The 22688-nt window shown below is 62.6% G+C and carries 20 protein-coding genes; 12 read left to right on the top strand and 8 right to left on the bottom strand.

Annotated features, from left to right (window positions below):
* Positions 1-20 precede the first annotated feature (20 nt).
* Complete coding sequence (zapE, locus tag M1D89_RS14380; RefSeq protein ID WP_498650959.1) at positions 21-1061, bottom strand: cell division protein ZapE; 1041 nt, start codon at positions 1059-1061, stop codon at positions 21-23.
* Positions 1062-1270: 209 nt separating this feature from the next.
* Here zapE and M1D89_RS14385 point away from each other — a divergent pair, with 209 nt between their 5' ends.
* The 3 genes from M1D89_RS14385 to ybaK all read left to right on the top strand — a co-directional run bounded on the left by M1D89_RS14385 (position 1271) and on the right by ybaK (position 3290).
* Positions 1271-2197: a sulfurtransferase gene (locus M1D89_RS14385; protein ID WP_402937282.1), complete on the top strand. Its 927-nt coding sequence runs from the start codon at positions 1271-1273 to the stop codon at positions 2195-2197.
* 91 nt (positions 2198-2288) lie between these two features.
* Positions 2289-2750, top strand: coding sequence for a SufE family protein (locus tag M1D89_RS14390; protein WP_192812000.1), 462 nt, complete (start codon positions 2289-2291; stop codon positions 2748-2750).
* Positions 2751-2783: 33 nt separating this feature from the next.
* Positions 2784-3290 (top strand): Cys-tRNA(Pro) deacylase, encoded by a 507-nt coding sequence (gene ybaK, locus M1D89_RS14395; protein WP_498644456.1) that lies wholly within the window; start codon positions 2784-2786, stop codon positions 3288-3290.
* Positions 3291-3330: 40 nt separating this feature from the next.
* Here the strand turns inward: ybaK and M1D89_RS14400 are convergent, their stop codons facing one another.
* Positions 3331-4599: an alpha/beta hydrolase family protein gene (locus M1D89_RS14400; protein WP_498644458.1), complete on the bottom strand. Its 1269-nt coding sequence runs from the start codon at positions 4597-4599 to the stop codon at positions 3331-3333.
* Positions 4600-4735: 136 nt separating this feature from the next.
* Between M1D89_RS14400 and M1D89_RS14405 the strand changes: the two genes are divergently transcribed.
* The 9 genes from M1D89_RS14405 to M1D89_RS14445 all read left to right on the top strand — a co-directional run bounded on the left by M1D89_RS14405 (position 4736) and on the right by M1D89_RS14445 (position 14925).
* Positions 4736-5227: a hypothetical protein gene (locus tag M1D89_RS14405; RefSeq protein WP_091467649.1), complete on the top strand. Its 492-nt coding sequence runs from the start codon at positions 4736-4738 to the stop codon at positions 5225-5227.
* A gap of 14 nt (positions 5228-5241) precedes the next feature.
* On the top strand, positions 5242-5682 hold the full coding sequence (gene msrB, locus M1D89_RS14410; protein ID WP_498644461.1) for a peptide-methionine (R)-S-oxide reductase MsrB: 441 nt from the start codon (positions 5242-5244) through the stop codon (positions 5680-5682).
* A gap of 209 nt (positions 5683-5891) precedes the next feature.
* Entirely contained in the window at positions 5892-7259 is a 1368-nt protein-coding gene (locus M1D89_RS14415; protein WP_498644463.1) for a DUF6421 family protein, read from the top strand.
* Positions 7259-7996 (top strand): SDR family NAD(P)-dependent oxidoreductase, encoded by a 738-nt coding sequence (locus M1D89_RS14420; protein ID WP_498644465.1) that lies wholly within the window; start codon positions 7259-7261, stop codon positions 7994-7996. Before M1D89_RS14415 ends, M1D89_RS14420 begins: the two co-directional genes overlap by 1 nt.
* 29 nt (positions 7997-8025) lie before the next feature.
* Complete coding sequence (locus tag M1D89_RS14425) at positions 8026-9132, top strand: threonine aldolase family protein (RefSeq protein ID WP_498644467.1); 1107 nt, start codon at positions 8026-8028, stop codon at positions 9130-9132.
* Between the two features lie 67 nt (positions 9133-9199).
* Positions 9200-9859 carry a DUF3000 domain-containing protein gene (locus M1D89_RS14430; protein ID WP_105690896.1) on the top strand — a complete coding sequence of 220 codons (660 nt, stop codon included), beginning with the start codon at positions 9200-9202 and terminating at the stop codon, positions 9857-9859.
* Positions 9860-9939: 80 nt separating this feature from the next.
* The gene (locus tag M1D89_RS14435) at positions 9940-11301 is read left to right on the top strand and encodes an HRDC domain-containing protein (RefSeq protein ID WP_498644469.1); all 1362 of its coding nucleotides are present in this window, start codon (positions 9940-9942) and stop codon (positions 11299-11301) included.
* A gap of 196 nt (positions 11302-11497) precedes the next feature.
* Positions 11498-12784: a thiolase family protein gene (locus tag M1D89_RS14440; protein ID WP_498644471.1), complete on the top strand. Its 1287-nt coding sequence runs from the start codon at positions 11498-11500 to the stop codon at positions 12782-12784.
* Complete coding sequence (locus tag M1D89_RS14445) at positions 12781-14925, top strand: 3-hydroxyacyl-CoA dehydrogenase NAD-binding domain-containing protein (protein ID WP_498644473.1); 2145 nt, start codon at positions 12781-12783, stop codon at positions 14923-14925. Before M1D89_RS14440 ends, M1D89_RS14445 begins: the two co-directional genes overlap by 4 nt.
* A gap of 158 nt (positions 14926-15083) precedes the next feature.
* Here M1D89_RS14445 and M1D89_RS14450 read toward each other — a convergent pair whose 3' ends face one another.
* From M1D89_RS14450 to acnA, 6 genes are all read right to left on the bottom strand, one after another.
* The gene (locus M1D89_RS14450) at positions 15084-16067 is read right to left on the bottom strand and encodes an aldo/keto reductase (protein ID WP_498644475.1); all 984 of its coding nucleotides are present in this window, start codon (positions 16065-16067) and stop codon (positions 15084-15086) included.
* 63 nt (positions 16068-16130) lie between these two features.
* Complete coding sequence (locus M1D89_RS14455) at positions 16131-16349, bottom strand: helix-hairpin-helix domain-containing protein (RefSeq protein ID WP_498644477.1); 219 nt, start codon at positions 16347-16349, stop codon at positions 16131-16133.
* A 30-nt stretch (positions 16350-16379) separates the two neighbouring features.
* Entirely contained in the window at positions 16380-16940 is a 561-nt protein-coding gene (locus tag M1D89_RS14460; protein ID WP_498644479.1) for a hypothetical protein, read from the bottom strand.
* Positions 16937-17506, bottom strand: a complete 570-nt coding sequence (locus M1D89_RS14465) for a DUF402 domain-containing protein (RefSeq protein ID WP_091466744.1) — start codon at positions 17504-17506, stop codon at positions 16937-16939. The genes M1D89_RS14460 and M1D89_RS14465 overlap by 4 nt, the downstream gene beginning before the upstream one ends.
* Positions 17503-19476, bottom strand: a complete 1974-nt coding sequence (gene dxs / locus M1D89_RS14470; protein WP_498644482.1) for a 1-deoxy-D-xylulose-5-phosphate synthase — start codon at positions 19474-19476, stop codon at positions 17503-17505. The genes M1D89_RS14465 and dxs overlap by 4 nt, the downstream gene beginning before the upstream one ends.
* Before the next feature lie 188 nt (positions 19477-19664).
* Entirely contained in the window at positions 19665-22472 is a 2808-nt protein-coding gene (gene acnA, locus M1D89_RS14475) for an aconitate hydratase AcnA (protein ID WP_498644484.1), read from the bottom strand.
* Positions 22473-22688: the final 216 nt, after the last annotated feature.

Consider the following 22688-nt stretch of genomic DNA (forward strand, 5'->3'; position numbering starts at 1 on the left):
GATCTAAGCGAAAACCCGGATCAGGCAGGCTCGTGGTTCTGGGCCTCACGGGCAAGGGCCGTCAGCCTGGAGACAGCACGGAAGTACTTCTTCGTGTAGCCACCGGTCATCATCTCTTCCGTAAAGAGCTGGTCGAAAGGTACGCCGCTGGCGAGGATCGGCACGTCTTTGTCATAAAGCCGGTCCGCAAGAACCACAAAGCGGAGGGCGACGGCCTGTTCGGTAATGGTTTCGACGTCGCTCCACACCACAGCTTCCACGCCCGAGATGAGCTGCCGGTAACGGCTGGGGTGGACGGCGGCCAGATGATTCACGAGAGTGCGGAAATCATCCACAGCCACGGTCTTCCCGTCGAACTCGGCACGCATACGGTGCTTAAGCTCCTCGGTCTTGAGGGGTGCGGGAGCCGCGGGCAAACCACGGTGGCGGAAGTCTTCGCCGTCGATCCTGACGACGTCGAACTGGTCCGCGAGGACCTGTATTTCGCGCTGGAAGTCCACTGCCGCGAAGCGCCCTTCACCCAAGGAACCGGGAAGGGTGTTGGACGTGGCCGCGAGCTTCACACCGGCGTCGGCCAGTTCACGCATGAGCCGGGACATGAGCACGGTGTCGCCCGGATCATCAAGTTCGAATTCGTCGATGCACACCAGCTTGTAGCTGCTCAGGGCTTCCACAGTCTTGCGGAAGGACAGCGCACCCACGAGGTTGGTGTATTCCACAAACGTTCCGAAGGCCTTCGGGCCCGGGGACCTGTGCCAAAGGGAAGCCAGGAGGTGGGTCTTACCCACACCAAAACCGCCGTCGAGGTAGATTCCTGCCCTCGTTGCCGGCGCCTTCTTGGCGAAGAACTTTTTGAAGAGACCGCCACCGTCATCGGATCCCACGCCATCGGCAAATCCGGAAAGCAGCTTCACTGCGTTTGCCTGGCTCGGTTGGGAAGGATCCGGCCGGTAACTGTCGAACGATACCTCTCCGAATCGCGGAGACGGGTAGAAACCCTTGAGGAGTTCCTCCACGGAGACTGCCGGTGTGCGGGCAGCCAGTTGTTCGATCTTTACCACGGTGGTCCGTTCCTTCGGTATTAGGTCCCCAGCAAGAATACCGGCATCGGACACTCGGAAAACCGTCACGTGACCAAGCCCATGTTTCACCGTATGACCACAGGGAAGCATTCCTCGCTGACCGTGGTTAGTGTTGGAGCACGCCCGGCCGGCACCTGCACCACCTTCCACGGCCTGGCTCCGACCGTTGTCAGTGAAAGGCCATCACCATGTCCTACCCAGTTGAACAGAACGAAAAGTTTGCATCGTATGCGAACCCCGAACGCCTTGTGTCCACTGAGTGGCTCGCGGCAGCCCTTGCAGACGGCGCCATTGCCGACGGCAAGCTTGTGGTTGTTGAATCCGACGAAGACGTTCTCCTCTACGAAACCGGCCACATCCCGGGCGCCGTCAAGATTGACTGGCACACCGACCTGAATGACGAGGTCACCCGCGACTACGTGGACGGTGCCGCTTTTGCCGCCCTCGCGGCCTCCAAGGGCATCTCCCGCGACAGCACCGTGGTCATCTACGGTGACAAGTCCAACTGGTGGGCTGCCTACGCGCTTTGGGTCTTTACGCTGTTCGGGCATGAGGATGTCCGCCTCCTCGATGGTGGCCGCGACAAGTGGATCGCCGAAGGCCGCGAGCTGACCACCGACGTCCCCCAGCCCGCAGTGGGTGAATACCCGGAGGTGGAACGCAATGATGCTCCCATCCGCGCGTTCAAGGAAGACGTCCTTGCCCACCTGGGCAACCCCCTGATTGATGTCCGCTCCCCTGAGGAGTACACGGGACAGCGAACGCATATGCCGGCCTACCCGGAAGAGGGCGCGCTGCGCGGCGGCCACATTCCCACCGCCGCATCCATCCCGTGGGCACGCGCTGCGGCTGAAGACGGCACTTACCGGAGCCGTGAAGAGCTCGAAGCCCTGTACCTTGGCGAGGCTGGCCTGGAACCCGGCGATGACGTGGTGGCCTACTGCCGCATCGGCGAGCGTTCCAGCCACACCTGGTTCGCTCTGAAGTACCTGCTGGGCTTCGATACCGTCCGCAACTACGACGGCTCCTGGACCGAGTGGGGCAACGCTGTGCGGGTTCCCATCGTCAAGGGCGCCGAGCGCGGTTCCGTTCCTGCGTCCCTCGTCAGCAACTAGGGGTTCGTCAGCACCAACGCAGGCAGGAAGGCATCCGTAGTGTTCGGCCACACAAGATGCATTGACCGCTGTTGTGCGTAAGCTGGAAGTGATGAGTACGAACACTTTGCCCACCGCCCTGGCGGAAATCGTCGATGACTTCCAGGCACTGACGGAGCCTGACCGCCTGCAACTCCTGCTCGAATTCTCGAGGGGCTTGCCGGAGCTTCCGGAGCGCTTGAAGGACCACCCTGAACTGCTGGAACAGGTTGTGGAGTGCCAGTCACCGTTGTTTCTCACTATTGAGTCCGAGAAAAATCCCGACGGCGGCGCCCGCGCCTACCGCCTCTTCTTCAAAGCTCCTCAGGAAGCGCCCACAACCCGCGGCTTCGCAGGGGTCCTGCACGAGGGCCTGGATGGATTGACTGCAGAGGAAATCCTTGCCGTGCCCGACGATATGCCGGAGTTGCTGGGCCTCACCCGGGCCATCACTCCCCTGCGCATGCGGGGAATGACCGCCATGCTCGGCCGTATCAAGCGGAAAGTCGCAGCAGCCAGCCGGCTGGAACACTGACCCGTTGGAAAACTGAAGGGCATAACCATAGGTATGGCCAAGAAGATGGCTTCACAGGGAACGCCGGCTACTGCAGCACTTGCAGCGGCCGGCGTTCCCTTCGTGTTACACCCCTACGCCCACGACCCGTCGGCGTCCAGCTACGGCCTGGAGGCCTCGGAAGTCCTCGGCATCGAGCCTGAGCGGGTTTTCAAGACTCTCATGGTGGAGGTTGAAGGCCGCCTGGCCGTGGCCATCGTTCCGGTGTCCGGGAACCTCGACCTAAAGTCCGTCGCTGCAGCCCTCGGAGCCAAGAAGGCAGCAATGGCCGATCCCAAGGCCGCCGAACGACGCACCGGATATGTGCTGGGAGGCATATCACCGCTGGGACAGCGGCAGGCCTCCCCCACAGTCCTTGACGAGTCTGCCTTGAACTTGGCTACCCTCCTTGTGTCCGGAGGCCGCCGTGGCCTGGACATTGAGCTGGCTCCGGCCGATCTCATCCGGCTTACCAAGGCCATCACGGCTCCCATCGGCACTGCATCGAGCATCAAGGGCTGACCCGAATCCGCCTGGGCTCACCCACAACCGCCAGGGGTCCTTAGGCGGGCTGCCCGATGGTGCCCGTCTGCCCGGGATTGTTCCTGGGAGCCAGTTGCCTCTGCAGCCAGGCGCGGACCAGGCGCTCCCAGCGTTCGGGGTCCACGTTCCACTCTTTGGTGTGCCGGGCGCCGTCGAACGGCTCAAAGGTGACCATCTCGGGGTTCTTCTCCGCAAGGCTCGCGGAAGGCCCGAAGGGCACGTAGTCGTCGTCCACGCTGTGGATCAGCAAGGTGGGGGTCCGCAACTCGACTGCCCGTGCTTCCCAGTCCATTGCTTTCAAATCCACAGGCGCAGATAGTCCGGTCAGCCTGCGCCCCAAGGGATGGCTCAGCATCATCTGTCCATACCTACCCACGTTGTAGGGGATCCTGTTCATCTGGGCGTGGTGGGCCATGACATTGACCCAATTGATAACCGGGGCATCCAGTACCAACGCGCGAATGAGGTGGCGGTGCTTGGACAGGTCCGCTGTTTGCAGGCTGATCGCCCCGCCCATGGACCAGCCAAACAAAACTATTTCCTGCGCACCCTGATCCAGTGCGTAGTCAATCGCGGCCTCAACGTCGCGCCATTCCGTAGAACCGAGGCCGTATCGTCCATCCGGCGCGGCGGGGGCAAGTCCGTCATTACGGTAGGAGATCAACAGGCTGTCCATTCCGAGCTCGCGTGCGGTGCGGACGGCTCGGAGGCCTTCCAGACGCGTGGCTCCGCGACCGTGAACCATGATTGCGCAGACCGGCGCCGCGGCCGAAGCTTCGGCACGGATCAACCAGGCAGGTGCCTTCCCGCCGTCGATCTCTATGTCCACGTTCTCGGCCGCAAGGCCGATCGCGGCCGGATCCGGGTACGTTGCACCGCTCCACCAAGCACGGCGCGCCTCCGAGAGGTTGCCGCTGTAGACTTCTTCGACCTCACGCAGCACGGTTTGCTCGGCGGGCGAATACGACACAATCCGACCGATCCTGGCATGTCCTTGGCCGCCGGAGAAGAAGAGGCTGAAGACGCCGTCGATGGTGGTATCGGGGGTGGCCGCGAGAATGACTTGTTGCCCCTTGTCACCGCGGATCACGGCCAGTACTTCCTGGTCCTCGTGCCGGGCGGCGGGCGTTATGACGCGGCGGGCAAAATAAACGGCGAGCGCCGAGGACCCGGCACCTACCAGGCCGGCTACGGTACCGCCGGCCAGGAATCCTGCGATGGCCCATTTGGTGCGGAGGGAGAGTTTCTTGTCTGCAGCGTCGCTCGCTGGCGGGGTAGTCGATGCCATGGTTCCATTGTTGCTGCTCAGCGGCGGTGCTTGGGGCAGGCGTGGACCGCGCGGCGCATTGGCCCGCGAATCCTGGCGCGTGAATCAGAGTCCCAAAAGTCTGCGGACAGCGGTTCGCCGGGACTACGCTGTAGCCATGAGTGATCCCATCGTCATCCTGACTGAAGAGCCCCTCGGCCCCGACGACCGCGTTAATATCGCCAAATTGCTCGACGGCGGTGATGCGCCCCTTATTGTCCTGGTCCCCTCAAACACAGAGCGACATCTTCTGGTCGACTTCTTGGAAAACCTGTCGCTGCTTGATATCGCCAAGGCGTTCCGGGAGCTCACTGCACAGCATCCCGACCCTGAGGCTGAGCGTGCGGAGGCCTCTGAGACGCTTGCTGCATCGCTGGCGGCGTTGGCCGGGTTGGGCGGTGGCGTCACCGGGGAGGTCGTCGACGGCGGCGCCGTGGCCGGCTTGGTGGCGAAGGTCCGTGCGGTGGACGCCGCGCAGGCGGTTGTCATTACCCGGCCCCATGCCATTTCGGACACGTTCCACACGGACTGGGCCAATAAGGCACAGGATCAGCTGGGTCTTCCGGTCCTCCACCTGTACGCCGGTTCGGGATTTATCGGCGACTCGTGAGCGTTGCATTAGACATGAACACTCCTGACAACACCAGCAAGACAACTTCTGTGCCCGTGGAAAAGAGCGATGCCCAGTGGCGGGAGGAGCTGACGCCCGAGGAATACCGTGTTCTTCGGCAGGCAGGAACTGAGCGGCCGTACACGGGCGAGTACTGGGACACCCACACGGAAGGCGTGTACCAGTGTCGCGCTTGTGGCAGCCAGTTGTTCACCAGCCGCGAGAAATTTGATTCCCATTGTGGTTGGCCGTCATTCTGGGCACCCTTGGCCGAAGGCACGGTCCGGTACCTCCATGACCGCACCATGGGAATGGATCGTGTTGAAGTCCGGTGCGCAAACTGTGACTCGCATCTGGGGCACGTTTTCGAGGGCGAGGGCTATGGCACGCCCACGGACCAGCGGTTCTGCATTAACTCCGTTTCGCTTCGCTTGGTGACGCCGGAAGAGAGCTAGGCAGTTTTCGGACGGGCTGGCGCCTTGCCGGCCCGTCCGGGAACGCGGCGTAATTTAGGGGCTCCCTATGGCGGGACTGAATCTCGACCCGTCTTCAAGCACCAAATGACCAAGACTTTCTTATGCTCAAGTCATTCTTGGATTAGCAATGCTTTTTGCTTGCTACGCTCGGCCCAGAAGCAAACACCACTTCGAAAGGGCCGAGCTCCATGACCACCATCACCACCGCCATCCTGCCGCGAGTCGCCGCTGACAACGCCGAATGGATGACCCTGAAGGCCGCTGCCACAGCACTGCAGGCACATCAGGAGCAGGACGGTTCCATTGCAGATTCCGCAGCCCACCCCGAGGCAGCGAGCCTCGTTGCCACAGTGACCGACGCCATCGCAGCCCTGGCTCCGCACTTCCCCCACGATGCCCGGTACCTGGAGCTCCTGGTGGAAGACTTTGGCCGATGGGTCGAAGGCGGGTTCGGGGTGCCGGACTTCCTGGACTCCCTTCAGGCGTTCCAGCCCCAGGAGCAGCGCGTTGACGGCCTCCAGCATCTGGTGGTTTTCCCCATGTACACGCAGAACGGCAGCACCAACAGGTTGGTCGAAGCCGTCCTGATCGAGGTTATTTGGCCGGAGTTCATTGGCGGCCTGGAGGCCGGCGAGTACTCCAACAAGCTCTTCGTTCCCATCCGCTTCATGGATTTCACGCCCGGGTACGACACCAACTCGGCTGTGCTTTTCCCCGAGACGGTGGCCGTTCGTCAGACCCCTACCTTTACTTGGGGCGCCATCTTCGCTGACCGCGAGGCCGCACGTTTCCGCCGCGTCCTCAAGGCAGCCGCGGCCACCACTTCGCTTGAACTTCCCGAGGATGCAGCGCAGCTCATCGAGGACCAGGAACTGACCCAGCGAACCTTTGTCATGTGGGACCTGATCCATGACCGCACCCACATGCGGGGGGACCTTCCCTTTGATCCGTTCATGATCAAGCAGCGAATGCCGTTCTTCCTTTACTCGCTGGAGGAGCTGCGCTGCGATCTGACCGCGTTCCGGGAGTCCGTACGCATTGAAAAAGACGAAGAAGCCGACCCCGATGCCCGCAAGCATGCAAAGCTCGTCCAGTATGCAGTGATCTTCGACCGGATTTTCCGTTTCGCCATCACGGGCAGCCGCGTCCGTAACTACGACGGACTGGGCGGCCAGCTCCTGTTCGCATGGATGCACCAGCACCACGTGCTCCACTGGACGGACAGCAAGCTCTCCATCGACTGGGACGAAGCTGCCTCGGTTGTAGTGGAACTCGGCGCCAAAATTGAGGAGCTGTACTGGCGCTCGATCGACCGCCCGAAGGCCGCCCACTGGCTGGCGGCGTACGAGCTCATTTCGAGCACCGTGACTCCCCACCCGGCGTCGGTATGGGCCAAGGGCCCGGACGCGCTGCCCTTGGACGGTCCGCCCCGCGGCCTCACTGACCAGGTGCTGGATGACGAGTTCCCGCTGTCCATGTTCTACGAAGCACTGGAGAAGAAGATGCGCCCTGTCATCGAGTCCACCACCGGCATCACTGGCTCGACGGCGGCCTGATGACCACACTGACTATCCTCGTGACCGGCGGAAGCAGCGCTTCGGGCATCGCCGTGGCACGCGCGTTGGGGGCCGCCGGTCACAGGGTGCTCACCGTGGGTTCGGACGATGTCCGTATCAAAGCCGCCGCGACTGAAGCCGGCAATGGGGCAACTCCCCTGGTTTCCGATCTCTCCAGCCTGGAATCCGTACGGGAACTTGCGGCCAGCGTCCGTGACCTCGGCATCGAAGGCGTCGACGGCGTGATCCACCTGGTGGGCGGCTGGCGGGGCGCCAAGGGCATCGAAGACCAAACGGATGAGGACTGGGAGTCCATGGAACGGAGCGCTGTCACCACGCTCCGCAACGTCTCCCGGGTCTTCTACAGCCAGGTTGAAGCATCCCCGCACGGTCGTTTTGCCATGGTGTCGTCAACCACCGCCGCTGCTCCGACAGCCGCGGCCGCCAGCTACGCGGCGGCAAAAGCAGCTGGGGAAGCATGGACTTTGGCGGTAGCGGATGGTTTCCGGCGGGCGCAATCCGGAAGCACCGGAAACCCGGAGGCCCCCACCGGGCAGCACAGCGCGGCAGTAATCTTCGTGGTCAAAGCCCTCGTGGACACAGCCATGCGGGAGGCCCATCCCGAAAGGCGATTCCCGGGCTTCACGGACGTTGAAGAATTGGCGGCTGCCGCCGTCGGACTCTTTGAACAACCCGCCGCCACCCTCAACGGCCAGCGCATCCTGCTGGCCAAATAGAATCCTGCCGGCCAAATAGACTTGAAAGCGTGAATGAACAAGTGACGAGCACAACAGAGGCAATCCACAGTGCCAATGAAACCCCCGGCGCGGGTCAGCTGCATGACCCTGCGGTTCGTGGATTCGCGTCGGACAACTACTCCGGGGTGCATCCGGAGATCCTCTCAGCACTGGCAGCCGCCAACGGCGGTCACCAGGTGTCTTACGGTGAGGACGTCTACACAGCACGGCTGCAGGAGGTGCTGGAGCAGCAATTCGGCACGGGCATCGAAACCTTCCCGGTCTTCAACGGCACCGGAGCGAACGTCCTTGCCCTGCAGTCCCTCCTTCCGCGCTGGGGTGCGGTGATTTGCGCCTCCACAGCACACATCAATATGGACGAGAACGGTGCACCGGAACGGGTGGGCGGGATCAAGCTGCTGCAAGTGCCCACCGAGGACGGCAAGCTCACGCCCGAGCTGATCGACCGTGAAGCCTGGGGCTGGGGCGACGAGCACCGCGCCCAGCCGCTGGTGGTGTCCATTACCCAAACCACTGAACTCGGCACCTGCTACACGCCGGAAGAAGTGCGGGCCATCGCCGACCACGCTCACGCCAAAGGCATGAAGCTGCACATGGATGGCGCCCGACTTGCGAACGCCGCAGCGCACCTGGACGTTCCCCTCCGCGCGTTCACCCGCGACGCCGGCGTGGACATCCTTTCCTTTGGCGGCACCAAGAATGGACTACTTTTTGGTGAAGTCGTGGTGGCCCTGAACCCGGAGGCGGCTGACGGCCTGAAGTTCCTGCGCAAGATGAACATGCAATTGGCATCGAAGATGCGCTTTATCTCGGCCCAATTCATTGCCTTGCTGGAGGATGGCCTGTGGCTGCGTTCCGCCGCCCACGCCAACGCCATGGCCGCCCGGCTGCGAACGGCAGTAGAAGGACTCGACGGCGTGGAGCCAACCCAGGCAACACAGTCCAACGGCGTGTTCGCCATCCTTCCCGAAGGCGTGGCGGACAAGCTGCGTGAATCCTTCGCCTTCTACGACTGGGATGCCGCCCGCCGCGAAGTTCGGTGGATGTGTTCGTTCGATACCACGGAGGAAGACATTGACGCTTTCGTGGCGGCAATAAAGCGCGAACTGGCCTAACAAGTAACACGTGCAAACCGGGGCGGCGAGCCTGCACAGATTCGCTGCCCCGGACGCATAATCTGCGATGGTGAACGCCCTCGCACAGGTTCCCTCGGAATTTCTCTTCGCCTTGGGATCGCTACGAAAAGCACAGTGCCGCAGCGAACTGCGGCTTGACGAGATCCCCGCTCCTGCCCGCCTGGCTCCCTACGCAGTTGCCTTGGGAGCTGAAGTTTTCAGCCCCACTGCGGCAACCCGCCAAGTTCCCGTTCATGGACCAGCTGCCAAGGCCTTCGCCGCGAACCAAGGCAGCAGCCCCTCAAGCGAAGAGGACGATGAACTGGCCACTGGCCGCTTCATCCTCCTTTATGACCCCGACGGTTCTGCCGTCTGGGAGGGAGAGTTCCGAATCGTCACCTACATTCGGGCCCAAATGGACGCAGAGATGGGGAACGACTCCATGCTCGGCTCTGTTGCCTGGACCTGGCTCGTTGACGCCCTGGAGAACCATGCCGCGCCATATCGGGCCGCCGGCGGCACTGCCACCAGGATTCTTTCCGAAAGCTTCGGCACCTTGGCTGAACGGCCGGACACCATAGACATAGAACTCCGCGCATCCTGGACACCGGCAAGCCAGGATGTTCAAGCCCACCTCGAAGCCTGGTCCGACATGGTCTGTACCTTCGCTGGCCTGCCACCCCTGCCGCCAGGCGTTACCGGATTGCCCAACCGGAGACTCAATTGAAGATGAAAATTGCGTCGTCTGGTCATCAAATTGGTCGCGCAAAATACCGCCGTGGCCGGAATCGGTAAGCTTAACCCACCATGACCCCTGAAAATCCGGAAAACACCACGGCCGGCGACCCGGTTGCTGATCCCACCACCCACATCAAGGTAGACGGCTTCGATAGCCACGTCCCTGAAATCATCGATCTCGATACTCCCCGTGAGGGCGTACCCCTGGTCATCGACACCCCGTCCGGGCTGGAGCGGTGCGCAGCCGCAATCGCCGCCGGAACAGGACCTGCCGGAGTGGACGCAGAACGCGCTTCCGGGTTCCGCTACGGGCAGCGGGCTTTCCTGGTACAGATCCGTCGCGAGGGCGCCGGAACCTGGCTGATCGATCCCGAACCATTCGACAACCTGGACATCATCAATGACGCACTCCGCGGCGTCGAATGGATCCTTCACGCAGCGTCACAGGATCTCCCTTGCCTTTCGGAGCTCGGCATGTGGCCTGACAAGCTCTTCGATACCGAACTCGCCGCCCGCCTCGCGGGACTCCCCCGCGTAGGCCTTGCCGCCGTCATTGAACAACTTCTGGGATTCGGCCTCGCGAAAGAACACTCCGCTGCCGACTGGTCCACACGCCCCCTGCCGGAACCCTGGCTGCGTTACGCTGCTTTGGACGTCGAAGTCCTCGCAGAACTTCGGGAGGAACTCATCGAGTTGCTGGAGGCTGACGGCAAGCTTGAATACGCCGAACAGGAGTTTGCAGGCATCCTCGCCGCCGGCCTCTCTGCCCCGCGCGTCGATCCTTGGCGGAAGACCTCCGGACTCCACCAGATACGCGACCGCCGCCAACTGGCAGCTGTACGTGAGCTGTGGCTTGAGCGGGACCAACTGGCACGCAAACGGGACGTAGCTCCCGGCCGGCTCATCCCCGACTCGGCGCTGGTAGCTGCAGCCAAAGCCATGCCCACCACCGTGCCGCAACTACTGGCCACCAAGGGATTCCACGGCCGGTCCGCCCAGAGGGAAGCCCCGCGCTGGCTCCGCTGCATCACCAACGCCCGGACACTCACGGATCTCCCACCCCTGCACTTGCCCACCAACGCCCCTCCTCCGCCACGGGTCTGGGCGGACAGGGATCCCGAGGCCGCCGCACGCCTCGCCACTGCCAGGCCGGCCCTGCAGGCCAAAGCAGACGAGCTGAAGCTGCCAGTGGAGAACCTGTTGACACCGGACTATTTGCGACGAGTTGTCTGGCGCCCTCCGGCCGATGTTGCCCTGGAGTCCGTCGCTGCAGAGTTGCGGTCCCTGGGTGCGCGCGAGTGGCAAATCTCCTTCGCCGCTCCGATACTCACCGAAGCGTGCTTGAACCCGGCTCCGCTTCCCGGCAAAGAGTCCAAGGGAAAGGAAGTTCAAACGTCCAAGGACGCGCAACCTTCCAGCAATGCCGGCTGAGCTCCCGCCCGCCTTGAGGCCTGTCACTCCGAACTGAAGTTCGTGATGGCAGGCCTTTCGCGTCCCGAGGACAGGCGGGCAACGCTTGGTCGCGGGCCTTGCAAGCTAAGTTACCCACGAGTAACATTGGACCCAATGCCAGCCGAAGCACCCGCGACGCGGGATTCGGCGCCATGTCTCAACGAGGAGTTATTACATGAGTCCATCACGCAGTGCTCAGAGGAACGTCCGCGACGTCGTCTTCGTGGACGGTGTGCGCACCCCCTTCGGTAAGGCCGGCGAAAAAGGCATCTATGCGGGCACCCGTGCCGATGACCTCGTGGTGAAATGCATCCGGGAATTGATGCGCCGGAATCCCTCACTGCCCGCGGACCGGATCGACGAAGTTGCCATCGCCGCCACCACCCAGACCGGGGACCAAGGCCTCACTATCGGCCGCACAGCGGCGTTGCTGGCTGGGCTCCCCCGCACGGTACCCGGCTTCGCCATCGACCGCATGTGCGCAGGTGCCATGACTGCAGTAACGACGACGGCGAGCGGCATTGGTTTCGGTGCCTACGACGTCGTCATTGCAGGCGGTGTGGAACACATGGGCAACCACCCCATGGGTGCGGGCGCCGATCCCAATCCGCGGTTCATGTCCGAACGCCTGGTGGACCCCGCGGCGCTGAACATGGGCAACACGGCCGAGAACCTGCATGACCGCTTCCCCGCGATCACCAAGGACCGCACGGACACTTATGCGGCGGCCTCCCAGGCCAAGCTCGCCGCAGCCTACTCCAACGAACAAATCCAGCGTGACCTGGTCCCCGTAGCCACCATGAAGCCCGGCCAGGGCTGGGCCCTGCACACCGCGGACGAGCCGCCGCGGCCCGGCACCACAGTTGCCGACCTGGCCGAACTGCGGACCCCGTTCCGCGCCCATGGTCGCGTCACTGCGGGAAACGCTGCTGGATTGAACGACGGCGCCACAGCCGCGGTTCTCGCTTCGGCCGAAGCCGCTGAGGAACTGGGCCTCTCAGTCAAGATGCGCCTCGTCTCCTACGCCTTCGCCGGCGTCGAACCCGAAGTTATGGGCATTGGACCGGTTCCCGCCACGGAAAAGGCCCTGAAGAACGCAGGGCTGGGCATCGAGGACATTGGACTCTTCGAAATCAACGAGGCCTTCGCCGTCCAGGTCCTCAGTTTCCTGGACCACTTCGGCATCGCCGATGACGATCCCCGGGTCAACCGCTATGGCGGTGCGATCGCCGTCGGACACCCACTTGCTTCCTCAGGCGTCCGCCTGATGAACCAGCTCGCACGGCAGTTCGAGGAAGACCACTCTGTCCGCTACGGCATGACCACCATGTGCATTGGATTGGGCATGGGCGCGACGGTGATCTGGGAAAACCCGCATCACGCCGCCTACGAATCGTTCACCTCTGACCACGGCACCACTGACCAGGCCACAGCAGCCACCACCGAAGGAGCCGCCGCATGAGCGCCGCCGAATTCCAGAAGCTCGCCGCACTCTTCCCTGACGAAGTTGTCACGCACTCCTATGTGCAGGACATCCAGCTGCCGGGGGGCGCCGGCACCTTCGCACTGATCACCTTGGACAACGGCCTTGACCACTCCAAGCCCACCACACTGGGGCCCAATACACTCGTTGAGCTCGGCGACGTTTTGGAGAAGCTCAAGGAGCGGGCCTCGCGGGGAGAAATCGCTGGCGTCGGCGTCACCGGAAAGCCGTACTTCCTGGTGGCAGGTGCCGACCTTTCCGCCGTAAAGACACTCAGGGAACGCGAGCACGGGCTCTGGATGGCGCAGCTTGGGCACGCCGTCTACAGCACCCTCGCCAACATGGGTGTTCCGAGCTTCGCCTTCATCAATGGCCTTGCCTTGGGCGGCGGGCTGGAGATCGCCCTGCAGTCCACGTATCGGACCGTCTCTACGGGTGCCGGCGCCTTGGCCTTGCCTGAGGCCTTCATCGGCCTCGTACCGGGCTGGGGCGGCGTCTACATCCTGCCGCGCCTCATCGGTCCCGAGAACGCCGTCAAGGTGATGATCGAGAATCCCCTTAGCAACAACCGCACGCTCACCGGACCGGAGGCGTTCGAGCTCGGCGTGGCCGATGCCATGTTCGAACCGGCCGACTTCGTGGAACAGTCGCTCGCATGGGCGGCCCAAGTCATTTCCGGCAAGGTGACGCCTGAGCGGAAGAACTCCGTTGATGCCACCGATGACGCAGTCACCACCCGTTGGGCAGCTGCGGTAGCCGCAGGTCGGGCTTTCGTGGAGTCCAAGACCTCCAACGCCTCCCCCGCCCCGGGCAAGGTCCTGGACGTCATGGAGGCCAACCGCACCATGACCCAAGCCGAGTCGGCTGAACTCGAGTGCGAGACCCTCGCCGGGCTCATGCAAACCGACGAGTTCCGCTCCACCGTGTATGCGTTCCTGGACCTCGTCCAAAAGCGCTCCAAGCGTCCCGCAGGCGCCCCCGATCGCAAGCTTGCCCGCCCGGTCACCAAGATCGGCGTGGTAGGTGCAGGGCTCATGGCAAGCCAGCTGGCACTCCTGTTCGCCCGACAGCTGAAAGTCCCGGTGGTGATGACCGATATAGACCAGGCACGGGTGGACAAGGGCGTCGCGTACGTCCACGCCGAAGTCGACAAGATGCTGGCCAAGAAGCGGATCAAGCAGGACGCCGCCAACAGGACCAAAGCGCTCATTACGGGTTCTGTCTCCAAGGAAGCCTTCGCAGATGCCGACTTCGTCATCGAAGCCGTCTTCGAAGAACTGCACATCAAGAAGCAGGTCTTCGCCGAGGTGGAAGCGATCGTTTCTCCCGAGTGCATCCTTGCCACCAACACGTCCTCACTGTCCGTCACTGCCATGGCCGAAGATTTGAAGCACCCCGAACGCCTGGTGGGCTTCCACTTCTTCAACCCGGTGGCTGTCATGCCGCTCTTGGAGATCGTTCGGGCCCCAAAGACCGACGACGCCGTCCTGGCCACCGCGTTCGAACTCGCCAAAGGACTCAAGAAGACCGCCGTGCTGGTCAAGGATGCCGCAGCCTTCGTGGTCAACCGCATCCTGCTTCGCCTCATGGGCGAGGTCATCGCGGCGTTCGACGAAGGAACCCCGGCGGAGGTGGCAGACAGCGCGCTGCGTCCCATGGGGCTGCCAATGTCGCCGTTCACCTTGAGTGCCATGGTCGGCCTGCCGGTCGCCCAGCATGTCCAGGAGTCTCTGCACGCCGCGTTCGGCGACCGGTTCCCGGTCTCGCAGAACCTGCAGAAACTCATCGACAACGGAGTGAAGAGCCTGTGGGTCCCGGGTCCTGACGGAACTCCTGTCATCCCGGCTGAGACGCTGGCCATCATGTCCTTCGGCAACACCGCGTCCACTGGTGAAGAAGTCCTCCGGCGCACCCAGGATGCCCTGGCCGAGGAGATCGGACTGATGCTCGAAGAAGGTGTCGTGGCCGGACCCGAAGACATCGACCTTTGCGTCATCATGGGCGCCGGGTGGCCGATGTTCCTGGGTGGCATTACGCCGTACCTGGACCGGGTGGGCGCATCGGAGCGGGTCAACGGCAAGCGGTTCCTCGCCCCTGGCGTCGCATCAGCGCCTGCCTAACCCATCCCTCTCTCACATCCCGCGGCCTAAACCGGAACGCTCTTTCACATCCCGCCGCTTAAGCCGGATCGCTCTCTCACGTTAGTGGGAGAGCGTGACGGTTTAAGGGCTTTTATGTGAGAGAGGGACACCGTAAGTGGGTGGGATGTGCGAGAGGGTTAGAAGAGTGCCACCTTCGGCGCCCGTGGGAAGATCTCGTCCAGTTCGTCGCGATCCTCCTGAGTGGGGACCCAGCACACGGCTTCGGCGTTCTCACGGATCTGCTCCGGACGGGTGGCACCCGCGATGACGCTGCTGACGCCGGGCTGCGCGGCCAACCAGGAGAAGGCCAACTGAAGTTCGCTGATCTCCCGTTCTTTCGCGAACTGGCCGAAGCGGCCAAGCTGCTCCCAGTCGGCGTCGTGCACCAGGTTGGTGCGGGTGTGACTCAGCCGTGAGCCCTCCGGTGCTTTCCCCGCGGAGTACTTTCCGGTGAGCAGCCCGTTGGCCAAAGGGAAGTACGGCAGGACACCCAAGGAGAAGGCCCGGGCTGCGGGAAGCACTTCGAGTTCGGCGCGCCGATCCAGGAGGTTGTAATGGTTTTGCGTCGAGATAAAGCGGACGCCAAGTGATGGTGATTGTCGTGCTACATACTCGGCCTCGGCTATCTGCCAGCCGGCAAAGTTCGAATGCCCGATGTAACGCACTTTGCCACTGGACACCAGGTCATCCAGGGCTGAAAGGGTCTCGTCGATGGGAGTGCGCGGGTCCGGGGTATGGAACTGGTAGAGGTCGATCCACTCGGTGTCCAAGCGGCGGAGTGAAGCTTCTACGGCTTTCACGATGTACCGCCGCGAACCCCGGGCTTCGAAGTCTTTGCCGTTGACTCCACGCATGTCCATACCGAACTTGGTACCGATGACCACGTCATCACGGCGGCCTTTCAGCGCCTTGCCCAGCATGACCTCACTCAGGCCGGGCTCACGACCGTAAACATCGGCGACGTCAAAGAAGGTCACCCCGGCTTCGATTGCAGCGTGGACAACAGCGTCCGTGCCTTCCTGGGACTCGGTGGGAGTATTGGCGCGGCCCAGGTTGTTGCAGCCCAGCCCTACAGCTGAGACTGTCAGTCCGGAATGGCCAAGGCGTCGGTATTCAGTCATGAATTCAGCCTATACGGGCCGCCCGGCACCGTTGGTCACCCAAGGCAACAAAAACGCCTCAAGCTACCGGGTACCGTAAGAGATCCCGGACTCCTCCATGGCATCCTCAAGCTGCGCTATGGCCACCGGACCCATGCCATGGAGCTTGGAAAGCTCCACCTCGCCGAACTCGGCCAACTGCTCCAGTGTCTCTATTCCCTCGTGGGCCAGGGCACGTTTCGCCGGCGCAGCGAGACCTTTGGGCAGCGGCGTATGTCCGGGCCAGTTGCTCTTGGACGACATGGAGATCCCTCCTGATGCGTTGGGTGCTACTTAGAGAGTAAAGCCCGCGCCCTGCTTGGGCGAGTGCTTCACCCGGAATGCTGTGGGGTCGCTGTGCGGCGCTGCTGCAACAGTGAGCTTGGTGAAGTCCAGATCCTCACCACGGACACAGATCTTGATGGCGTTAACGGCTTTGTTGACGTCCGGGCAGAGGCAGAAGATGTTCAAGTGGCCGTTGCCAATCTCCGAACGGTCCACCACGCCCAGTCCACGCCACGCCAGCTCACCGGTGAGGGCGGCTTTGGCCTTCCGCTCCAGGTGCTTGTCACGTTCGGTGCCGTCCTTGGTTTTCAACGCAATTTGGGCAACTACCCAGAACTGTTCGGACTCGGGAATTTCGGCGTAGCCGTCTTCCTCGCATTGCGCGGCAAAAGCGGCCATCAGGCCTTCCACGGCAGACTCGTCGTCAACGTTTGCTTCGTCGGTCTTGCTTTGGTGCCCTACTACACCATGGTTGACCACGAACTGCTGGTCTTCGTCGTCATACCAGGCCTCCCGGAAGTGAAGTACTCCTTCGTCGTCGCGCTTGTACGCGCGGATGATGCCGATCATGCTCGTCCTTTCCTGAACCACTCGGCGCTGGTGCTGGTGGCTCCATTGACGTCGAAAGGTGCTTTCATGGTGTCCACTGCCTCGAAGAGGGCTGCGCATTCTGCGCGCATTGCGTCCACCGTCTGTTGCGGATAGCCCATGGCCATCCGATGATGCTCAAACTCGTCTTCGTCGTCCACGAACACCCCGTGCCTGGTGGAACGGATAACGTCCAGATCCATGTCGATCATGTGGAACTCTGTTACACCCGGCTTAAGGGGATTCCAAGCGTGCGCCGTGGCGAGGTCGACGTAGATCCTGAAGTCGCCCGGATAGCTGTCGTCGTAGAACGTAGCCACAAACTCCCCGGTGCGCGGGACCAACAAGACGGCATCTGACGCCGTGTAGAACGCTGCGCCCGGGCGTGCGCAAAACTCCCCCGCTCCCTGAAATATCCACCACCCGTGAATGTCCTCACCCAGGTAGCGGCCAGGCACCACCCAGTGGGCTTTGCCGTCCCATTTCCTGTTCCTCGACACCACGAGGTCACCGGGCTGCAATGCGCCCGGTACGCGCTCGTCCGTCACAGGGTCGGCAGGCTGCCGGTGGTGGGGTGTTCCTGGCCCGGGAGGGGCCTGGCAAACGGAACCTTCGTGCCCAAAACCTGGGCTACGACGTCGTGGGTTATTTTCTGGGCGGTGAGGCCCACGCGCTCCAGGACCTGGCTGCGGGAGCCGTGTACCAGGAATTCAACCGGCAAGCCCACCTCGTTCAGCGCGGTGTCTACCCCTGCAGCCCGCATTTCCTGCCGTATACGCGAGCCCACGCCACCCGCCCGGACGCCGTCTTCGATGCAGATCACCAAGCGGTGACGGGCGGCAAGGGCGATGATCGATTTCCGGACAGGCAGGACCCACCGGGGATCCACCACAGTGGAGCTGATGCCTTGGGCACCCAAGCGGGTTGCGACATCCAGTGCGAGTTCGGACATGGCGCCGACGCTGACGATCAGGACATCGTTCTCGGTGGAGCCTTCCGGGCGCCGCGCGAGGATGTCCACGCCGTCATGAAGCCTCTCGATAGCTTCAATTTCGGAACCGACGCTGCCCTTGGAGAACCGAACCACAGTGGGGGCATCGTTGATCGCCACCGCCTCACGCAGTTCTTCCCGGAGTCGGGTGGCATCGCGGGGAGCCGCCAAGTGGAGCCCGGGCACGATCTGGACCATCGCCATATCCCACATCCCGTGGTGGCTGGGTCCGTCCGGGCCCGTCACGCCGGCACGGTCCAAGACGATAGTGACACCGGCTTTATGCAGGGCGACGTCCATGAGGAGCTGGTCAAAGGCGCGGTTCAGGAAGGTGGCGTAAACGGCCACCACCGGGTGGAGGCCACCGAACGCCATGCCTGCGGCGGACGTCAGCGCATGCTGCTCCGCGATGCCGACGTCGATCACCCGCTCCGGATGACGCTCAGCGAACTTGTGCAATCCCACAGGTATGAGCATGGCGCCGGTGATGCCCACGATGTCGGGGCGTTCGTCAGCAATATCCGCGATTTCTTCAGCGAATACCGAGGTCCAGGATCTGGCACCAGGCATTTCGGTGGGCTCGCCCGTTTCCGGGTCAATGATTCCTACGGCATGGAACTGGTCTGCTTCATTGGCGAGGGCGGGAGCATAGCCGTGGCCCTTTTCCGTCATGGCATGAACAATGACGGGTCCGCCGTAAGCCTTGGCGGTGTTGAGCGCATGCTCCATGGCCTGGAGGTTATGCCCGTCAACCGGGCCAATGTACTTCATGCCAAGGTCCTCGAACATGCCCTGAGGTGCCCACCAGTCCTTGATGCCCTTCTTCATGGCATGCAGGCTCTTATAAGTGAACTGGCCGGCGGGGCCGCCGTCCTGGAGCTTTTTCTTCCACCAGTCCAACATCCGCTCGTAAGCCGGGGTGGTGCGCAAGGAGTCGATGGTGGGACGCAATGACGCAAGGTAGTCAGCAAAACCGCCCACGGTGGGAGCATACGAGCGCCCATTGTCGTTGACAACGATCACCACGCGACGCCGTTTATCCGCGGCAATGTTGTTGATGGCCTCCCATGCCATTCCACCGGTGAGCGCGCCATCGCCAACAATGGCGACGACGAACCGGTCGCCCTCGCCGGTCAACTGCCGGGCACGCGAAATGCCATCTGCCCAGGACAGGGAGGAGGACGCATGTGAACTTTCCACGATGTCGTGCTCGGACTCCGCACGGTCCGGATAGCCCGACAGTCCGCCTTGCTGGCGAAGCGTGGTGAAGTCCTGGCGTCCTGTGAGCAGCTTGTGCACATAGGACTGGTGCCCGGTATCGAAGATGACACTGTCCCGCGGCGACTCAAAGTTCCGGTGGACAGCGAGCGTGAGTTCAACAACGCCCAGGTTGGGACCAAGATGTCCACCCGTTGCGGCTACGTTGGTGATCAGGAATTCCCTGATTTCGCCGGCCAGTTGTTCCAGCTCCGTGCCGGACAGTTTGGCCAGGTCCTGTGGATCCTTGACGGTTTCCAAAAGTCCCAACGGCCCTCCTTAGGGTGAATGACGTGCTTGTTAACTCTAGCGCGTGCCCGGACCCCCGCGTTGCGCCGTGGGTCCGGGTCCTGGCACAGGCCCCCGAGGGCTGCTGCCGGAACGCCAACAGCCCCGGCTGGTCGGGCGACCAGCCGGGGCTGTCCGGCTTATGAATCAGCTGGAAACCAGCCGGTCCGTTATGCCGAGATCTGGCGCAGAACGTACTGCAGGATGCCACCGTTGCGGTAGTAGTCCGCTTCACCCGGTGTATCGATGCGCAGAACGGCATCGAAGGACTTGGCGGTACCGTCTTCAGCCGTGGCCGTTACCTTGAGCGTCTTCGGCGTGGTGCCGTTGTTGAGCTCGGTGACGCCTTCCACTGCGAAGGTTTCCGTACCGGTCAGGCCCAGCGTTGCTGCGGACTCTCCGGCAGGGTACTGCAACGGAAGGACGCCCATGCCAATGAGGTTGGAGCGGTGGATGCGCTCGTAGCTTTCGGCGATGACGGCCTTGACGCCCAGGAGCGCGGTGCCCTTGGCTGCCCAGTCACGGGACGAACCCGAACCGTATTCCTTGCCTGCCAGGACAACCAGGGGCGTTCCTGCTGCCTGGTAGTTCTGGGCTGCGTCGTAAACGTAGGCCTGGGGCGCACCTTCCTGGCTGAAGTCGCGGGTGAAGCCACCCTCAACGTTGTCCAGGAGCTGGTTCTTGATACGGATGTTGGCAAACGTACCGCGGATCATGACTTCGTGGTTGCCACGGCGGGAACCGTAGGAGTTGAAGTCCTTGCGCTCCACGCCGTTGGCCAGGAGGTACTGGCCGGCAGGCGTGTCCGACTTGAAGGAACCGGCCGGGGAGATGTGGTCCGTGGTGACGGAATCGCCAAGCTTCAAGAGCACGCGGGCGCCTGCGATGTCCTTGACGGGATCCGGCTGGGCCTTCATGCCCTCGAAGTATGGGGGCTTCCGCACGTAGGTGGAGTCCTCGGCCCACGCGAAGGTGTCACCGGCAGGGGTGTCGAGTGCCTTCCAGCGCTCGTCGCCGTCGAAGACGCCCTCGTAACCCTTGGCGAACATAGCCTCGTCGATGGAGGAGTCGATGACTTCCTGCACCTCGATGGGGTTCGGCCAGATGTCCTTCAGGAAAACTTCGTTGCCTTCGGAGTCGGTGCCCAAGGCATCGGTATCGAAGTCGAAGTCCATGGTGCCGGCCAGTGCGTACGCGATGACTAGTGGCGGCGAGGCCAGGTAGTTCATCTTCACGTCCGGGTTGATGCGGCCTTCGAAGTTGCGGTTACCCGAGAGGACAGCGGTGACGGAGAGGTCGTTGGCCTGGATGGCCTCGGAGATTTCCGGCTCAAGCGGGCCGGAGTTACCGATGCAGGTGGCGCAGCCGTAACCCACGATGTAGAAGCCGAGCTTCTCCAAGTAAGGGGTCAGGCCGGACTTTTCGTAGTAGTCAGTGACGACCTTCGAACCGGGAGCAACAGAGGTCTTGACCCACGGCTTGGAGGTCAGGCCCTTGTCCACGGCGTTGCGTGCAAGGAGGGCTGCAGCCAACATGACGGACGGGTTGGACGTGTTGGTGCACGACGTGATCGAGGCAATCGACACTGCACCGTGGTCCAGCTCGAACTCGCGGCCGTCCGCAGTGGTGACCTTGACCGGCGAAGAGGGGCGGCCATGCGCACCGTTGGCGGCGGAGTAAACGCGCTCCGTCTCCGTGGTGTGCGAATCAGCGTGCGTGAAGGACGGCGCATCCGAAGCCGGGAACGATTCGTCCAGGGACTCGTCCACACTGCCGTCTTCGATGGCTACGTAGTTGTGGATGTCCTTGCGGAACTGCTCCTTGGCATCCGTGAGCTCAATGCGGTCCTGCGGACGCTTGGGGCCTGAGATGGAAGGAACAACCGTGGACAGGTCCAGCTCCAAGAACTCGGAGAAACGCAGTTCGCGGGACGGATCGTGCCAGAGGCCCTGTTCCTTGCTGTATGCCTCCACGAGGGCGACATTTGCTTCGGAACGGCCGGTAAGGCGCAGGTAGTCCAAGGTGACGTCGTCGATCGGGAACATGGCAGCCGTGGAACCGAATTCCGGGCTCATGTTGCCGATGGTGGCGCGGTTGGCCAACGGAACAGCGGCAACGCCTTCACCGTAGAACTCAACGAACTTGCCAACAACACCGTGCTTGCGCAGCATTTCGGTGATGGTCAGCACCACGTCGGTAGCGGTGGCGCCAGCGGGGATGCTGCCCTTGAGCTTGAAGCCCACAACGCGCGGAATCAGCATGGAGACGGGCTGGCCGAGCATTGCAGCTTCGGCTTCGATACCGCCAACGCCCCAACCCAGGATGCCCAGGCCGTTGACCATGGTGGTGTGCGAGTCGGTGCCAACACAGGTGTCGGGGTAGGCGCGGACAACGCCGTCTACCTCGCGGGTCATGACAGTGCGCGCCAGGTACTCGATGTTGACCTGGTGGACGATGCCGGTTCCCGGGGGAACAACTTTGAAGTCATCGAATGCGGTCTGGCCCCAGCGAAGGAACTGGTAGCGCTCACCGTTGCGCTGGTATTCGATCTCCATGTTGCGCTCCAGTGCGCCGGAGTTTCCGAAGGCGTCGATCTGGACGGAGTGGTCGATGACCATTTCTGCAGGCGCCAACGGGTTGACCCGCTTGGGGTCACCGCCGAGCTCCTTGACGGCTTCACGCATGGTAGCCAGGTCCACGACGCAGGGAACGCCGGTGAAGTCCTGCATGATGACGCGGGCGGGGGTGAACTGGATTTCCGTATCGGGCTCCGCATTGGGATCCCAACCGGCCAGGGCGCGGACATGGTCAGCCGTTATGTTGGCGCCATCCTCAGTCCGCAGGAGGTTTTCAAGCAATACCTTAAGGCTGAACGGAAGGCTGTCTGCGCCCTCTACGGAGTTCAACCGGAAAATTTCATAGTCGGTGCCGGCTACATTCAGTACGCCTTTGGAACCGAAGCTGTCCACAGTGCTCATGGCAGGACTCCTCTCGCAACAGTTTCATCTTTGTCGCGTGGTTGGCCGCTAGCCAGTTAGGCGCACCTTACTTAGCCGGGCGGCATCTCTCGTGGTCACCCCGGTCCGCGGCGTTGAATTCTGCGGACCGGGGCTACTACTGCCATCGTAATGGCATACCCCGGCATTGCGTCACTGATCAGGCATCCCCATGGAAACCCGCAGTTACTCCTTCTG

It is taken from the genome of Arthrobacter sp. D3-18 (assembly GCF_054408525.1).

Excerpts from the sequence above, each read along its gene's own strand:
- M1D89_RS14400 (WP_498644458.1), bottom strand. The coding sequence starts at position 4,599 with ATGGCATCGACTACCCCGCCAGCGAGCGACGCTGCAGACAAGAAACTC.
- msrB (WP_498644461.1), top strand. The coding sequence starts at position 5,242 with ATGAACACTCCTGACAACACCAGCAAGACAACTTCTGTGCCCGTGGAA.
- M1D89_RS14455 (WP_498644477.1), bottom strand. The coding sequence starts at position 16,349 with ATGTCGTCCAAGAGCAACTGGCCCGGACATACGCCGCTGCCCAAAGGT.
- M1D89_RS14405 (WP_091467649.1), top strand. The coding sequence starts at position 4,736 with ATGAGTGATCCCATCGTCATCCTGACTGAAGAGCCCCTCGGCCCCGAC.
- M1D89_RS14450 (WP_498644475.1), bottom strand. The coding sequence starts at position 16,067 with ATGACTGAATACCGACGCCTTGGCCATTCCGGACTGACAGTCTCAGCT.
- M1D89_RS14390 (WP_192812000.1), top strand. The coding sequence starts at position 2,289 with ATGAGTACGAACACTTTGCCCACCGCCCTGGCGGAAATCGTCGATGAC.
- acnA (WP_498644484.1), bottom strand. The coding sequence starts at position 22,472 with ATGAGCACTGTGGACAGCTTCGGTTCCAAAGGCGTACTGAATGTAGCC.
- M1D89_RS14440 (WP_498644471.1), top strand. The coding sequence starts at position 11,498 with ATGAGTCCATCACGCAGTGCTCAGAGGAACGTCCGCGACGTCGTCTTC.
- M1D89_RS14420 (WP_498644465.1), top strand. The coding sequence starts at position 7,259 with ATGACCACACTGACTATCCTCGTGACCGGCGGAAGCAGCGCTTCGGGC.
- M1D89_RS14435 (WP_498644469.1), top strand. The coding sequence starts at position 9,940 with ATGACCCCTGAAAATCCGGAAAACACCACGGCCGGCGACCCGGTTGCT.
- M1D89_RS14430 (WP_105690896.1), top strand. The coding sequence starts at position 9,200 with ATGGTGAACGCCCTCGCACAGGTTCCCTCGGAATTTCTCTTCGCCTTG.
- ybaK (WP_498644456.1), top strand. The coding sequence starts at position 2,784 with ATGGCCAAGAAGATGGCTTCACAGGGAACGCCGGCTACTGCAGCACTT.
- M1D89_RS14415 (WP_498644463.1), top strand. The coding sequence starts at position 5,892 with ATGACCACCATCACCACCGCCATCCTGCCGCGAGTCGCCGCTGACAAC.
- M1D89_RS14445 (WP_498644473.1), top strand. The coding sequence starts at position 12,781 with ATGAGCGCCGCCGAATTCCAGAAGCTCGCCGCACTCTTCCCTGACGAA.
- M1D89_RS14385 (WP_402937282.1), top strand. The coding sequence starts at position 1,271 with ATGTCCTACCCAGTTGAACAGAACGAAAAGTTTGCATCGTATGCGAAC.
- M1D89_RS14460 (WP_498644479.1), bottom strand. The coding sequence starts at position 16,940 with ATGATCGGCATCATCCGCGCGTACAAGCGCGACGACGAAGGAGTACTT.